Raw genomic sequence first — 16,055 nt, 5'->3', positions numbered from 1 at the left:
AGTGCTGCGATCAGCCATGTGAGTACCAAATCCTGCTGATTGCCAAGGTCCATTTTCAAACGCCCAAACCGGCATGGCGAGGGGTTTCGTTGCAGGGCTCAAAGAAGTATAATTGGCGTTTGTCATATTCTTATTCATGCGCCGGATGTGGCACGGTGCGTGGTGCTGGGAGGTCATGCAAGTGGAAGCGAAGCCGGAACGGAAGGGCGCGGGGATGCTGCGATCAGGCCGCCGTGGCCGCCAGCATACCTGGCAGAAGGACGCCGTGATGGAGGCGCTTTCGAGCTGTGATGATTTCGTCTCCGCGCAGGATCTCTACCGCAAGCTGAGCGACGACGGCCAAGGTATCGGCCTCTCCACGGTCTACCGGCAGCTCAACGCGCTCGCCGACGACGGCCAGGCCGACACGATTCACCTGAACGACCAGCAGATGTTCCGCATGTGCCAGGACGGCGAGCACCACCATCACCTGGTGTGCGCCAACTGCGGCAAGACCGTCGAGATCGAGCCGCCGGAGCAGTGGGTGCGCACCGTGGCCGAGAAGCACGGGTTCACGGTCATCTCGCACACGCTCGAGGTCTTCGGCCTGTGCCCGGACTGCCAGCAGGAGGTCGAGGCGCAGTAGACGGGCAATCGGGTAAATCGGTTAGCTGAATACAAAAGTGGGCCGGATCGTGCGTATATACACGATCCGGCCCACCACTTTTAATATCTCAGAGGTTATTACACAGCTGCTGGCAACAGAACCTTTCAGTGCCCGGATTTGCTGTTGGCGGTCATGGTCTTGAGGATCTCGACCACCTGCGCGGGCTTGAGCTCAGGCACGTAGGCGTTGACCACGGCGATGCCGATCTGCGCGAGCTTGGCCGAATCGGGGTAACAGATGTAGATTGGGGCCGGCATCGGCTGGAACTTGCGCTTGAAGAAGAAGAGCGACTTGAAGGCGTAGGCCGGTTCCAGAATGTCCGCGACGATCTGCAGGGCGTGCTCGATGATCTCCGTGCCCGAGGGCGAGGCGATTGGCTCTTTGGCTGGCTTGGCCGTGGTCTTGTCCGATGCGTCATCGGTCTTTGAGGAACCGGACTTAGAGAAACCGGCTTTGGCAGAGTCGGCCTTTGCCGCGTCCGGTTGGGCGGCGGCTTGCGCGTTCTTGCCGTTATTCGTGGCTTCAGGCTTGGCCGCAGATTCGGTGCCAGGCTTCCCTTTAGCCTTCTCGGTTTTGACATCGGCCTTTGTGGCAGCCTTCTCGACCTTCCCGTTCTTCCCTTCAGACTTACCCTCGGCCTTGGCCTCGGCGGTCGCGGCGGCCTTGGGCTTCTCGCGACCGACGCCCATGCCGGCCAGAGGCGCGGCCGAAAGGCTCATGAACTCGACGGCGTTCTCCGGGTTCTCGCGGCCTTGGTCACGCAGGCGCTCGGCCATGCGGGCGATGAGGAACTCCATGGTGCCGTTGGGGCTGTCGGTGCGATGACGCATGAAATCGAGCGTCCAGCCGACGATGCGGCCCTCGCGGTAGGTGGGCAGCCAGCTGGTGACGCCCAGCACCTTGCCATCGGCATCCAAGGCGTAGAGCAGCGCCACACGCTCGTCGCGCAGCTCCTCGATGCCGCCGAGCGTGAACTTCATCTCGGGCAGCGCCTTGAGCTGGGCCCACTGCTCCGAGATCTCCACGATCTGCTGGTCGATCTCGAAACCGGCCTGGTTGTAGGTGGTGAGCACGTCGGTGATGCCGTCGCGCTTGGCCTTGTTGATGGCGGTGCGGATATCCTGCCATTTCTTGCCGCGCGTCTCCCACTTGTTGGGGTCGATGACCATCTCGGTGCCCACCTGGATGGACGACCACCCCAGCGACTCCAGCTCCTCGCGCTGGTCGTCATGCACCGCGTAGAAGGAGGGCGACCAGCCCTTGGTCTCGCAGAACGCCATGAACTCGCGCATGGCCTGCTGGTATTCGGCCGGGTCGCCGAACGGCCCGGTGACCGTCAGCGCGATGCCGTGCAGCACGCGGTAGGCGATGCCCGTGCGGCCGGTGGAGGAGAACCAGTAGTGGTTGCCCTCCCAGGTGGTCATGAAGCTCATGGACTCGCCACCGTGGCGGATCAGCTCGCCGGCCTGCACGCGGCCGCGCTCGTCCTCGGTGACATGGTCGCGGAACCAGAGGATGAAGACGATGAGCACGGTGAGCCAGAAGACGACCGTGAGGCCCTCGCTGACCAGCGTGGCCGGGATGGTCTGCGGGGCGATGAGCGTGGCCTTCCTGCCGCCGAAACCGGTGGGCAGCAGACGACGCATCATGTCGAGCAGCAGCAGCTTGACGCCCGGGCGCGGACGGAACGAGTTGGGGGAGACCAGCGCGTAGGTCATATAGCCGGCGCAGGTGACCAGAAGCATGCCGACGATCGCGCTGATGCCGGTGATTACTTGGCGTTTGCTGGTCCTGATGCTGAAATGCGCGAGCTCGCGCGACATGAAGATGATGAGCAGCAGCGGCGGCAGGACCGTGGTGATGAACGCGGGCATGACGTTGTAGCGCCGGGCGAGGTCCTGGCTCATCGGGGTGATGGTCAGCGGGAAGACGATGTAATAAAGCGTGGCGAAGACGATGGCCGAGCCGTTGAGCACCATGCTCACCCAGGCGGCGAGCCGGCGGCCACGTGAAAGGCCCCAGGCCACGATGGCGAGGGCGGCCATGGGCAGGAGCATGTGCAGCCAGAGGCCCGCGACGGCGATGTGGTGCTGGCGGGCGAGCAGGATGCAGCTTTGCGCCGCGGGGTTGGCTCCGCATGAGGTCAGCAGGCTCGAATCGCTCCAGATCGAGGAGGCGAAGAGGCCCAGCGTGGTGAGCGGGCCGAGGCGCGAGGTGGAGGTCAGCGCCAGCAGCGGGCCGATGGCCAGCACCAGTTGGGCCAGGGCGAAGAGGTGGCGGATCTCGTAGTCGGTGCCGCGCTTCCAGTGGATGCGGTCCTTGACGGGGCCGTGCATGAGCAGGCCGGTGGCGTGGCCGACCAGCGCCGCGCCGAGCGTGCAGTAGTCGCCGGGGTTGCCGCTGAAGAGCAGCAGGGTGCCGATGAACGTGTAGGCGAGCAGCAGGATGCGGCGCCGCCACAGCACGGACGTGTAGGCACTGGCAGCCATCAACGAGCCGATGATGAGGGTCAGGGGCGAAAGCAGTACGGGCAGCTGCTCCAGGCGCTGCCAGTCATGCATGCCCATATCCACGGCCACGCAGACCAGAAGTCCGAACGTGCCACCGACCGCGAAGCTGAAGAGGGATGAGAAAATCGTCTTCCACACGCCCATCTTGCTTTGCGCCACCGCGAGCAGCACGAGGATGATCAGCGTGTAGATGATCATGAGGATGGGGTTGCGCACGAGAACCGCCGAGCGCAGGATATGGCCGATCCACGGCAGCACGTCGGCCTGGTGGATGGGGTTGTAGGTGCCCGGGGAGTGCGGATGCGGGTTGCGCAGCAGGATCTCGGTGAGGCTCATCGTGCGGCCGGCGGGCAGACGCAGATGGCGCGATGCCTTGATGCCCCAATAGACGATGTTGCCGATGAAGAAGACCAGCGCCACGGCGATGGAGAAGAGGTGGCCGCGCATCCACTGGGTGACATCCATGCCGAGGATGCGCCAGCTGGAGGGCTTGCGCGGCTTGGAGGGCCTGGAGTTGTTGTGCTGCTTTTTGGGCTGGGGCTGCGGGTTCTGCTGGGCTTGCGACTTTTGCTGGCTGCCCTTGTTGTTCTGCGGAGGCTGCTGTTTCTTTTGCTTTGGCTGCTGCTGCGGTTTCGGCCGTTCCGGCAACGCTGGCTGCGCCGGCTGCCCGGAATCCTGCTGGGCCGTCCGGTCCGTCTGGCCGTTTTGCTCGTTTTGCCCGTTCCGGCCGTCCTGCGACTGACGTTTCATGGCTTGCTCCGCCTCGTGGTTGCCGTGCTGCGCGCCCTGCTGTTGCGGCTGCTGTGGAACGTTCGCCGTGGCTTCGGTGTTTTCGTTGTCGTGCATTGTTCGGCTTTCGTCTGTTGTCAATCTATTTCCTCGCCAGAGCTTGGATCAGTCGGTCTCTTTGTTTGTGTTCGCTGCCACTACCTGTAGCTTAGGATAATCGTTTATCGTCTTATGGGTTTCTCCCAGCCCGGTTTCTGTGCCAAACATGTCGATTTGCGCCTCCATGCCGGCCTGCACCGTGTGCCAATCGTGCCCGGTGGACTTCACAATCACCGTGGTGGCGCTCATGCCGGCGTTCATGGCCGCCTTGGAGATGGCCACCTGGTTCTTCTGGGATTTTCCGTCCCATTCGCCAGCGGCTGAAAACCAGGTCTGCTTCGAGGGCGCGTTGGCTTTGATGATGTTGATGGGCACATGCTTGTCGAACTCCGATTCCTTGCCGTCGAAGTAGCGTTGCACCGTCTTCTTGTGGCTGCCGTCGGTCGGCTCGATTTCGCCGCCCGCCGAGAAGATGTGGCCGTAGATGTTGGGATAGGCCGGGCCCAGCTGCGTGGCGCAGGTGCCGCCCTGGGAGAACCCGCCGATGAGCCATTGCTGCGATGACTTGGCCACCGGCAGCGAGCTTTTCACCCACGAGGTGACGTCTTTGACGAGGTAGGTCTCGGCGTTGCCATAGACCTTCGTGTCGGTGCACAGCGTGTTGTGCACCAGCGCGCCGTTCTGGTCGGGCGAGACGGCGATGGGGGCCAGGCCGTCATGCTTGGCCGCGTAGGTGTTGAGCATCTTGCCCAGCTGTCCGGCGCTGAAATAGCGGTCGGGGCTGCCTGGCTGGCCGGCGAGGACGACCATGACCGGAAGCGCCGGGGGAGTGTTGCTCAGGGCGGCCGGCGGCAGGTAGACGTCGGCGGTGCGCGCGCCGAATCCGGATTTCGTGGCGGGGATCTTGATTGAATGGACCTCGCCGTGCTTGGGCATGGAGGGCAGGTCGTCGTGCGCGGCGAGCTTGCGCCATTCCTTGACGCTCATCGTGGCGTCGTGCACGGAATCCTCGTCGAGGCGCGAGAATTGCGGGACGCCGAAAAGCGAGCCGACGGTGGTGTATTCGCCGTAGATCTTGTCGACGCTGATGCCGCAATAGATGAGCGCGAAGACGATGGTGACCGCCGCCACCCCGCGTCGCAAACCCTTGGACTGCACGATTGCCGCCACCAGCGCCGAGATGACGCCGATGCCCACCGCGATCGTGGTCATCACCACCCAGCCCAGGCTTACGCCGAAGACCTTGAAGACGTCGGAAAGCAGCCAGACCACCAAGCCGCCCAGCGCCAGGCCGATCACGCCGAAGCCGAGCTGCTTCAACAACGGCTTGAGCCAGCCCTTTTTGGACTTGAGGATGATGACGACGGCGAGTCCGATCACGCTCAGGACGAGCATCGTCTTGGGAAGCCATCCGTTGATGATTTGAATCTTGAAGAACCAGTTCATTGTTTCCTTCTGTGCCGTCCAAGCGTGATTACCATCACTGATTCTATGCGTCGTCTTCGAACTTGCACAATCGTTCTCAGGGACGATGTCGCAGGCCGGTGTGCGGGTGCTCGCCGAGGGCCCGGCGTCCGGCGTTTGTCGCGGTGAGAGATGACAATGACACAAGAGTTGAGCACAGGGCGGATGAATGGCCGCCGGGAGAACAGTATTGTTGGCCATGGCCGGTATCGGCTTTGTTTTCGTTGAATGGTACAAGACGTATGAAACAGACGCAGCGACAGGATGATCGCGATAATGACGACAACGACAAGGAATCGGAGCAGACCGGTTCCGTGGATGGTGCTATGCGGGATGTGAAGAGCGTGACGGATACGAAGGACACAACGGACGGCGTGATGGACACGACGGACGTGACGGATACGAAAAAGACGACGGATGAAGCCCCAAGTGATATAAACGTCGAACTTTCGGATGGCGTGGCCTCCGATTATGCCGACAAAGAACAAAAACAGGAACAGAACCCGTCGAAACCGAGGCGTTTCCGGATTCCGGTGTGGGGCTATGTGCTCCTCTTTGTCGTCTTCGACATCGCCGCCGTGCTCATCCTGCAATGGGGCGTCACCCAGGCCAGCACGCGCGTGCAGTTGGCGAGCCCATTGGACGGCGTGTGGGATTTGGTCTCCAAGATGTGGACCAAGGGCAATTTCGTCATCGTGCTCAACATGCTGCTTTTGGGGCTCATTTATCTGGCGCTTATCATGCTCTTCAACCGCTTCTGGGTGGCCACGCCGGTGCTGCTCGTGATGGTCGTGCTGATCGCCGTGGTGGAGCATTTCAAGGTCAGCGCGCGCTACGAGACCATCCTGCCCTCCGACCTGAGCTTCGTCTCCAACGGCGACGCCGGGTCGATCGTGAGCTTCATTCCCAGCGGTTCCGGGCCGCTGATCGCCGGCGCCGTGGCCGCCATGGTGGCCTTCGTGGTCATCTTCGTGCTGCTGAGCCATTTCGACGAGCGTCATGGCAAGGTCTTCGCCGGCAGCAGTCGCCAAGGCAAATCCATCGGCGCGGTCAGCCGCATCATGCTGCTCATCGTGCCGCTGCTGCTGGTCGCAGGCTATGGCGCGCAGGTCAGCTCGGTCAATAGTTTCACCAATACCTTCGCCAAGGCCATGGGCGACATCCCCTCGATGTGGGATTCCGTCTACGACGCCCAGCGCAACGGCCCGCTTGTCTCGTTCCTGGGCCAGGTCAACCCGCATGTGATGGACCAGCCGGATGACTACAGCGAGGCGACGATGAAGCAGGTCGCCAAGCGCTATACGGCCGAGGCCGCGCGGATCAACAAGACCCGCTCGTCCAACCTTGACGACGGCACCGTCATCTTTGTGCTCTCCGAATCCTATTCCGACCCGACGCGCGTGCCGGGCGTGGAGGTCAACCACGACCCGATGCCGGGCATCCGCTCGATCAAGGACCAGACGACCAGCGGCCTCATGCTCTCCTCGGGCTACGGCGGTGGCACCGCGAACCTTGAATACATGAGCCTCACCGGCCTGTCGATGGCCAACTTCGACCCGTCGCTGACCAGCCCGTACCAGCAGCTCGTGCCGGGCGAGAAATGGACGCCGACGGTCAACCAGCTCTGGGGCGCCGAGAAGAACTCCGTGGCCTTCCACCCCTATGAGCCCTCGATGTATTCGCGCGCCCAGAACTACAAGAAGTTCGGCATCTCGCACTTCTACACGCTCGAGCCGCCGGACGTCATCGCCCACCAGGCCAAAATCGACAAGTCGCCCTACGTCTCCGACCAGTCCGCCTATCAGAGCGTGGTCGACGAGGTGTCGAAGACCAAGTCGAACCAGTTCGTGCAGCTGGCCACGATGCAGAACCACATGCCCTACCACAATTGGTATAGCGGCAACACGTTCAAGGCCACCTCGTCCGACCCGTCGAAGCCACTGAAAAGCGACGAGAACGAGTCGATTAACACCTACGCCAAAGGCGTGAACCTCACCGACAAGGCCACCACGAAGTTCCTCTCGCAGCTTGACGCGGTCAATAAGCCCGTCACCGTCGTCTTCTACGGCGACCACCTGCCCGGCATCTACTCCACCGCCAGCGAGGACACGAAGAACTCCCTAGCGCTGCACGAGACGGACTATTTCATCTGGTCCAACAAGGCCAGCGGGCGGCAGGGCGTCAAGAGCGTCGACGCCGCGTATTCCTCGCCGAACTTCTTCATGGCCCAGGCCGCCGAGCAGAACGACGCCAAGGTGAGCCCCTACCTCGCTTTCCTCACCGACCTGCACGGCAAGGTCTCCGCCATCGAGCCGCCCGTCGTCAACCAGATCCAGGGTTGGGACCGCATCCCCGAGGGCCAGCCGATCTACCTGGACGCCAAGGGACACCCGATGGCCGCCAAAGACTTCGACAAGAAGACCAGGCAGCTCATGCACGACTACCAGCTCATCCAGTACGACATCACCGCCGGCAAGGGCTATCTCCAGGACTCCGACTTCATGCAGGTGAAGTAGCGGGGGCCTAGCGAGGTTCCGCCGTGGCGCTGCGCAGGGGCGGGTGCAATTTGCGTCGAAAAGCAGAGAAAAGGGGCCGAAATGCTGCTTTTTGACGCGGGTTGGGCGCGGTCTGCGTCGGAAAGCAATGAAATGGGCCCGAAATATTGCTTTTTGACTCAGGTTGCGGCCGGAGTAGGTTGGCGCTTTCGGGCGTCTGCGTTTTTGGCACGCTCGGTTTATATACTGAGTAAAAATATTCCAGCGAAGGGGCGATGGTGGCGCGGACGACGGACGATGCGGGGCAGCAGGGACGATTCACATGGGTGCCGGTTTACGAGGCCATCGCCACGAAACTCTTGGATTATCGGCATGACCGTGGTCCGCTGGCGGACATAGTCGAGGAGATTTTGGGCGAGCGGTTCCAAGACATGGATCCGTTTACGTTCTTCTCGATGTTCAACGGCAAGTTACAGCGGGAAGACAAACGCAATGATGCGATCAAGACCATTCTCACCCATTTTGGTTTGAGCACGCCATTGCCCGAGGATTTCGACGGCATCCCGGTGACGAATCCGCAACGTTGGCAATATTGGGACGGCGAAACCGACATCGTGGACCATAACTGGGAAATGTTCGAAGCGGCCATACGTTGTGCGGATGAAGATGCTGGTGCTGACGTAGGTGATGATCAAGACGCTGTACTTGTTCGGGATTTCATTGCTGCGTTTAATCGCATGAATAAGCAAGATGATGTCAGCCTCACGAAGCTGACCAAGGGTCTGTTCTGGATGAGGCCCGAAGCATACCTTCCAATTTATGGCGACCTTGAAAAGTATTTAGCGGTTAAATTGCAGATTGAGCTGCCTCGATCCGTAGACGGCGAGATCTATCTTGAGTTTTTGGCTGAACTGAGCGATTTGACTTCCAAAACGCCTTATTGTCTTTCGTATGAGGCCCAGCAGTCTGACTATTGGTATCCTTCACGAAAGAAGCGTGATAACGGTATCAACGCGGAACAATGGGAGCAGATTCTTCGCGATTCGACGATAACCACCGCCAACAATCTTATTGCTCTGAAATGTTTGGCGGAAAACCCGCAGGGAATGACATGCGCTGAGCTGAGCGACCGATATGGCCGAGATATGCACTTCTATTTGAGCAATATTCCGACTTTAGGGGAGAAAGTCGCAAAGAAAGTCGGTCTGGTGTCTGTTCACCAGCCAAGAAATTCGTATCCATATTGGACGGTGACATGTCTAGGTCGAGATGTGGCAAAATATCGACATGGCGTCTATGAATGGACATTACGACCGGAAGTGATGGAGGCACTCAACAACATGGATCTTTCAAACTATCCGCTGTATGCCGATAAACCAGAAACCTCAACGGAGTCCGAATCTTCGCCTATGAATGAGGCCGAAGTGGAACCGTATACCGACAAAGATTTTTTGGATGATGTGTTCTTGACTTCCGGGGAACTGGGCGAGCTGAAGGCGCTGCTGCGGCGCAAGAAAAACGTGATTCTGCAGGGCGCTCCGGGTACGGGCAAGACCTTCGCCGCCAAACGGCTTGCCTGGGACATGCTGGGGCGCAAAGACGACGACCATATCAAGTTCGTGCAATTCCACCAGAACACGAGCTATGACGAATTCGTGTGCGGGTATCGTCCGGCCGACGACGGCGACGGATTCCAGATGGCGCCGGGCGTGTTCGTGCAGTTCGTGCGCAAGGCGATCGCCGATTCCGATGAATCGTATTTCTTTATCATCGACGAGATTAACCGGGCCAACATCTCGAAGGTATTCGGCGAGCTGCTAATGACCATTGAAGAAGACCATCGTGGCCCTGATAACGCTGTGACGCTCACCGTGTCGCAGGAGCAATTCTACGTGCCGAAGAATCTTTACATCATCGGCATGATGAACACGGCCGATCGTGGCCTGGCGCTCATCGACTATGCGTTGCGCCGGCGGTTCGCGTTCTTCACGATGAAGCCCGCGCTGGACAATAAGAAGTTCAAGGAACAGCTGGCGAAACGTGACGATCCGCGATTGTCGGCGCTGGTGGAAGCGGTGAGAAGCCTGAACCGGGACATCGCCAAAGACGATGCCTTGGGCGAGGGATTCTGCATCGGGCACAGTTATTTCTGCGAGAACGATGAGGGCGACACGGAGAGTTTCGCCCGTTCGGTCGCGCAATACGAGCTTATCCCGTTGATCCAGGAATATTGGTTTGACAACAAAGACAAGGTCGACACGGAATGCAACAGACTCCTTGAATGCGTGAAATAACCATGCGCGCGGAGGAGCACGTCGTCATCAAGAACATCTACTACATGATGACCTATGCGTTCAAGGCCTTGCGGTTCAAGCAATATGCCAGGCTGGAAACCGAGGATTTCGAGACCATCGACGATCTGCTGGCTGCGATTCTCACCATCGGAATATCGACGCAGCGCAAACGTGGTTTCGAACGGATGTACCGGCCCGAACACGAGCGAATGCATGGCATCCGCGGGCGAATCGACATGGCCGACACCGCGCGGCTGAGGATGGCCGGGAGCAACGAGGTCTCGTGCGTCTACGACGAGCTGTCGGCCGACACCTACAAGAACCGGATACTCAAGACCACGGCGAGATTGCTCATCGACAGGCCCGGCGTGCGCAAGCCGAGAAGACGCGACCTGAAGCGGTGCCTCATCAGCATGCAGGACATGCGATTCGTCGACGTGCGTCGTTTGGATTGGGCGAGGCTGCGCTTCGAGCGCAACAACGCCAGCTATCAACTGCTTATGAACGTGTGCCGTATGGTGCTCGATCGCCAGCTGCTCACCGAAACCGGCGGGAACCGAAAGCTGGTCGAATACACTTCGCAACGCGCGTTGAGCGACCTGTATGAGAAGTTCGTGCTCGAATATTATCGGGAGTATAGCGCCCACACGCATCGGATGACGGTGAAGGCCAAGAAAATCGACCGCAAGATCGAATCCGGGGATTCCGCGTTTCTGCCCGAGCTGCTCACCGACGTCACGCTCCATCTTGGCGACAGAACGCTTATCATCGACACGAAATGTTACGGGCAGATTCTCCAGACCAATTACAAGAAGAAAATCTACCGGCCCAAGCACATCAACCAGATCCAGAGTTACGTGCTGCATGAGGCGTTCGATAGCGATGACAAGGTCAGCGGCATGCTGCTTTACGCGCTCACGGACGAGGACGCGGAACACGACGAGTCGTGGAACGAGCTTGGGCACGACTTTTCGGTTCGCACGCTCAATCTCGGACGCGATTTCCGCGACATCTCGGCCGAGCTTAACAACATCGTCGAGCGCTGGCTGGCGTAGATGGTGGGCAACAGATGCCAACCGAAAGAAAATGAATCTGCCATTCACTGATTTAGCTGGTCAGTCATCGGATCTGACGGTCTGAACAAGAGGTGGAGTAACGTTTGGTTCTAATCTTGATTGCCCTCTTGTGGGGTTTGCCACAGCTTTTCCTTCTGCCAATTTTTTGGGATGCCCATCGAACGAGCGACATCAACCTGTGGGATGTCGGCGGGAATGTTTGACAAAAGCTGTGAAAGTTTTTGAGAGTCTGTCTCAGGACTGATACTTGAAAGCAGAAAAACGAGGATTGCGATTCCGCCGTACATTTTTGTTGAAGAATGAAGTGCATGTTTCAATAGCGGCATCGTTGAAGTAATGCTTGGTGTGACAGTAAGAGGGCGGTTGTAGAGGCGACCATGGTGGGCGCAAAGGTTTCGGATGAAATTGAGACAGTTGAGCCAGGACTTGAGAACTGCCTGATCTGTGCCGTAAGAAGCGGCTATTTTGATGCGCATCTGGTATGGGAGAAAACCATACAGATTCCGAAGCATGGCGAATTCCATTATTTCGGTTGCCGCCCAGATAGGTAGTTCGCCATCATAATCACGCTTGAAATGCTTGACGAAATCCTCTCTCGAATGGTTTTGACGATCACTGAACTTAATGATGAATCTTCCATAGTCGATGGCATTCAAAGCCGGATCCAAAGTCTTAGGCTTTAGGTAGAGGAAAGGGTCCTGTTCTCCTATGTTGTACGCAAGGCGAGAACGCAGGGAAACCTCAAGACTTGCTATGGATGAAAACAGCAGACTGCGTAATTGTTGGTCAAATCTATATATCCTCAGCACATCCCCGAAATCAGAACCTGGTATGAAATTGCTGGATCGAGAGTGTGTGGCTTTATCAATTTGCCGAAACATATACCAAAAACCACTAAGGCGGTAATATCCGATTTGAGAAAGCTCGGCACGATACTGTTCAACATTTTGCATGCCGTGTTTTATGAGTTTATTGCATTGTTCATCCAAACTCAGCCAGGGTTTCTCGTAATGCGGATGGTTCCCTGTTGACATCATCGGCTCCCGGAAAAGAAAAATGATGACCGCCCCTGAGCCGCTTGCGCGGCATCAGGACGGCCTTGCAAATACCAAGATATCAAGATTTATGGTTTTCCCAAATTCCAGTCTCAACAAGTGAAACTAAAATTTAAGTTAATTAATTTGATAGCTAAGCAGTAAATTCTTTACCACAAATTAAGCAAAATATGTGCTTGGTAGCATCTGCTGGTATTTTTATTGGCTCGTCGGGATGACAAGGCGATTCAACAATCACCATATCGTTCGGTTCGTTAAGTGGGGAAGGAGTTGGAATTCCAAAAGTAAAATCACCGGTTTTCTCGAATTTGATATTATGGTTACTAGCTGATTTGAACATATCGACAAGTGAATTATTTACTAATTTATCCAAAGAAGGGCCGATGACTCCTTTCACATACTCGATTTGTGCTGGGGTCCGCCACTCGTTAAGTCCAGCAGCTTTGCCGCAACGAGGGCAAAAATACTGTTCTACACCGTAAGAATCATCGTCTGTAGGAAACCATTTGAATTCCTGCTCACAGTTCGGACACTCTCGATGTAGAAATCCGTCATCGTCAAGTGGAAACTGGATTGGAATTTCTAACTTAGTCATATTTATTCCTGTACTGTTGTTTTTATTGGTTTAGGTCAATGAATACTGACTGTTTAACTGTTTCTCCGGATTCTCGGGTTCCTGTAAGTTCCACGTCGAAAGATTTTGAAGTGGAACTTCCCGAGCCAAGCTTTCCTGTGTTTAGCACATCAATTGTGACGGATTTACTAAATCCAGGTATCTTCCGGATTGGTAAATCGGAATATCCTTTAATCTTCAATCCTGCATCGTCGGGTACGGAAAGGTTTACGTCATATACTGTCTCGGTGCCTCGGTTGATGACTTGTAGCTTATCAACTCTGGTCCCACCGAGATTGTAATAATGCAAGTCAAATTCAACGGCAGGAGGTATCTTCTGTGTTGAAGGTACCCTTCTTCCTAAAGGGAGATTATTTTTTGGCTCAGCTGGGGGCGTGAAATCTCCACTATTAAGCCAGTCTGTGCCCGATTGATCAACTTCACATCCGGCGGTTTGTAGACGTTGAATAAAAGCTTGCCGATTTTTTGAATCATTGGTCAAATGTATTACATGACGACCAGCTATGTCGCTGAAAGGTCTTATGTTTCCTATTTCAACTAAAACAGTATGGTTTTCGTTTTTTCCTATTGCCATGCCCGCTTCAAATAAGACGTTTGGGCGCGATTGTGTTGAAGGTAGAGTTTGAGGGTCGTTGTTGTCGGTTAGATCTGGCCGGAGATATGCGATTTCATCGGGAGTAAGTAATACTACGATAGCTTGTGCGGAATTGAAAGCGGTTTCAAGGACTTCTCCAATGTAGGCTGATGCATTGTTGGTCAGAGATACGGCTTGTTCCCATTCAAGGGGCTTTAAGCCTATTGAACGTAAGAAATCGAACATAGCCTTTCGCAACTTTTCATTTCGACCATGGACGACAAAAACTGTATTTGTTTTTCCTGTCATAAAATAACCCCGCTTGTTGTGCTACGTTTGAGCTTTATTGTATTTACGTATTAAGAATTTCCCAAATGTGGGATTTTTGAGGAAAATTTGGAAAGGTTAAGTTGAAAGCAGACGGCAAATCTATGAGAATAGATGAAATTTTATTCAACATATAAATCTCTTATCGATGGTGTCATTGGTTTCGGCTCCAGATATAGATTTATCGCTTTTAAAGTATAAGATTTCGAGTAGCTTACTGGAAATGTTCATGTCATGTAAGAAAATGCTGTACTGCGTAGTCGCAATACTTATATCGGCGCATGCAATATCGCGGGGCGCTGATTGTTGACCAAGCGCATGGCTATCGTGGCAAGCATGCCCGTTTTTCCGCAAGATACCGCGTCCGGCGCGGCCGTCACGCCGCTCACCATCGCCTTGGTGGTGGACTCGCTGGGCAACAGGGGCAACGGCACGGCCAACTCGGCGCTGCAATACGCCGCCGAGCTTGAGCGGCAGGGGCATCACGTCAGGCTGGTGGGCGTCGGCTCGACACGATACCCCGCGCGGATTCATCACCTGCCGTTCGTCTCGTGGCTCGCGGCCAAGCAACAGATGCAGTTCGCGGCCCCCGACGAGGAGCTGTTCCGCAGGGCTTTCGCCGGTGTCGACGTTGTGCACATCTACATGCCGTTCGCGTTCGGCCGCAAGGCGCTCGCCGTCGCGCGCTCGATGGGCATACCCGTCACCGCAGGCTTCCACTTGCAGCCCGAAAACGTCACCTATTCCGCCGGTCCGTTGCGCTTCGTGCCCGGCCTGCCCGCAGCTTTGTATCATCTCTTCCATTACTGGCTTTACCGCCACGTCGCGCACATTCAGGCCCCGAGCGAGATGATCGCCGACCAGCTGCGCGCGCATGGCTATCGCGAGCAGCTTCACGTCATCTCCAACGGCTACGCGCCTCGTTTTTCTCCGGGCGCGGGGCTATCGGGCGCAGCAGAGGCGGATCTTTCGGGCGCCTTGGCGGACGGATCGTTCGATGGTTCCGCCGATGATTCGGCTGAAAGCTCCGCTGAGACTTCGGTTGATGGTTCCGTAAACGGTTGTGGCGATAACTCCGTCAATGGTTCAGTGAATGGCTCATCTGATTGTTTTGCCGAGAGTTCCGCGGGCGTTTACGCCGATGGCTCAGATAGTATTTCCGCTGACAACGCCGTAAACGATTCGGCCGCTGTTGCCTTGGATGTAGCTCAACCGCTCGCGCGTCCGTTCAGAATCGTGGCGTCCGGGCGGCTGGCCCGCGAGAAGGATCACGAGACCCTTATTCGTGCGGTCGCGTTGAGCCGTCACGCGCGTGACATTGACCTGGTCATCTGTGGTACTGGACCACTGCAAGCACGCCTGAGGCGTCTGGCCCGGCGAGAGCTCCCTCGCCCGGCCCACATCGGCTTCCACGCCAACGCCGATATGCCGAACCTTCTGCGCAAGGCCGACCTGCTGGTTCATCCCTCGATTGTCGATATCGAGTCGCTGAGCGTGCTGGAGGGCATCGCGTGCGGCCTCGTGCCGGTCATCGCGCGCTCGCCGCTCTCGGCCGCGAGTCAGTTCGCCCTCACCGACGAATCACTCTTCCCGGCCCGCGACGCCAAGGCGCTCGCCGCCCGCATCGACTGGTGGATTGAGCATCCCCGTCAGCGCGCCGAATGGTCCCCACGCTACGCCCGCGAGGCCCGCGACAAGTACTCCCTGCCGCACTGCGTCCGCGAATTCGTGGCGATGGAACGCGCCGCCATCACCGACTCCTAACCCTGCGTCCCAGTGGGAAAAGCACCAAACTGGCCCCGAAATGCTGCTTATTCCACAGGGTAGGGCTGAAATCAGTGGGAAAAGCATCAAAACGGCCTCGAAAAGGCGCTTTTTCCACAGGTTGGAACGGTAATCAGTGAGAAAAGCACTAAAACGAGCCCGGAATGGGACGCAGTGAAGTGACATTGCGTCGGTAAGCAGAAGAATGCGAGGGTAAGTCTGCTTACCGACGCGAGGATAAGCAAAACCGCGTCGATAAGCAGAAAAACTCACTGGTAAGTCTGCTTACTGACGCGGAGATGGCTGCAGACATGATGTGAATGCGAGCGAATGACGCACTGTTGTTGCTTTTTGTCGCAGGTTGCGAACCAATCAGGAAGAAAAGCAA

At 57.0% G+C, this 16,055-nt stretch carries 10 protein-coding genes; 5 read left to right on the top strand and 5 right to left on the bottom strand.

The window, feature by feature from the left end; all coding sequences use genetic code 11:
• Positions 1–214: 214 nt before the first annotated feature.
• Positions 215–625, top strand: a complete 411-nt coding sequence (locus tag OZY47_RS05510) for a Fur family transcriptional regulator (RefSeq protein ID WP_277179177.1) — start codon at positions 215–217, stop codon at positions 623–625.
• Between the two features lie 125 nt (positions 626–750).
• Here OZY47_RS05510 and OZY47_RS05505 read toward each other — a convergent pair whose 3' ends face one another.
• Together OZY47_RS05505 and OZY47_RS05500 are read right to left on the bottom strand one after the other, a co-directional pair.
• Entirely contained in the window at positions 751–4,002 is a 3,252-nt protein-coding gene (locus tag OZY47_RS05505; RefSeq protein WP_277177353.1) for a phosphatidylglycerol lysyltransferase domain-containing protein, read from the bottom strand.
• Between the two features lie 48 nt (positions 4,003–4,050).
• Entirely contained in the window at positions 4,051–5,430 is a 1,380-nt protein-coding gene (locus tag OZY47_RS05500) for an alpha/beta hydrolase-fold protein (RefSeq protein ID WP_277177352.1), read from the bottom strand.
• A 260-nt stretch (positions 5,431–5,690) separates the two neighbouring features.
• Here OZY47_RS05500 and OZY47_RS05495 point away from each other — a divergent pair, with 260 nt between their 5' ends.
• From OZY47_RS05495 to OZY47_RS05485, 3 genes are all read left to right on the top strand, one after another.
• Positions 5,691–7,964: a sulfatase-like hydrolase/transferase gene (locus OZY47_RS05495; protein ID WP_277177351.1), complete on the top strand. Its 2,274-nt coding sequence runs from the start codon at positions 5,691–5,693 to the stop codon at positions 7,962–7,964.
• Between the two features lie 254 nt (positions 7,965–8,218).
• On the top strand, positions 8,219–10,237 hold the full coding sequence (locus OZY47_RS05490; RefSeq protein ID WP_277177350.1) for an AAA family ATPase: 2,019 nt from the start codon (positions 8,219–8,221) through the stop codon (positions 10,235–10,237).
• Complete coding sequence (locus OZY47_RS05485) at positions 10,225–11,292, top strand: hypothetical protein (RefSeq protein WP_277177349.1); 1,068 nt, start codon at positions 10,225–10,227, stop codon at positions 11,290–11,292. The genes OZY47_RS05490 and OZY47_RS05485 overlap by 13 nt, the downstream gene beginning before the upstream one ends.
• A gap of 110 nt (positions 11,293–11,402) precedes the next feature.
• Here OZY47_RS05485 and OZY47_RS05480 read toward each other — a convergent pair whose 3' ends face one another.
• The 3 genes from OZY47_RS05480 to OZY47_RS05470 form a co-directional block, all read right to left on the bottom strand.
• Positions 11,403–12,350 carry an Abi family protein gene (locus tag OZY47_RS05480; RefSeq protein WP_277177348.1) on the bottom strand — a complete coding sequence of 316 codons (948 nt, stop codon included), beginning with the start codon at positions 12,348–12,350 and terminating at the stop codon, positions 11,403–11,405.
• A 151-nt stretch (positions 12,351–12,501) separates the two neighbouring features.
• A complete protein-coding gene (locus tag OZY47_RS05475; RefSeq protein WP_277177347.1) occupies positions 12,502–12,963 on the bottom strand; it encodes a hypothetical protein in 462 nt (153 codons plus the stop codon).
• 22 nt (positions 12,964–12,985) lie between these two features.
• Positions 12,986–13,885, bottom strand: coding sequence for a nucleotide-binding protein (locus OZY47_RS05470; protein ID WP_277177346.1), 900 nt, complete (start codon positions 13,883–13,885; stop codon positions 12,986–12,988).
• A gap of 354 nt (positions 13,886–14,239) precedes the next feature.
• On the opposite strand from OZY47_RS05470, the gene OZY47_RS05465 reads away from it, so the two are divergent.
• The gene (locus OZY47_RS05465; protein ID WP_277177345.1) at positions 14,240–15,667 is read left to right on the top strand and encodes a glycosyltransferase; all 1,428 of its coding nucleotides are present in this window, start codon (positions 14,240–14,242) and stop codon (positions 15,665–15,667) included.
• Positions 15,668–16,055: the final 388 nt, after the last annotated feature.

Source organism: Bifidobacterium sp. ESL0790, assembly GCF_029395435.1.
Taxonomy (GTDB): Bacteria; Actinomycetota; Actinomycetes; order Actinomycetales; family Bifidobacteriaceae; genus Bifidobacterium.
The sequence above is the reverse complement of the archived record's forward strand: the minus strand, read 5'-3'. Positions and strand labels throughout refer to the sequence as shown.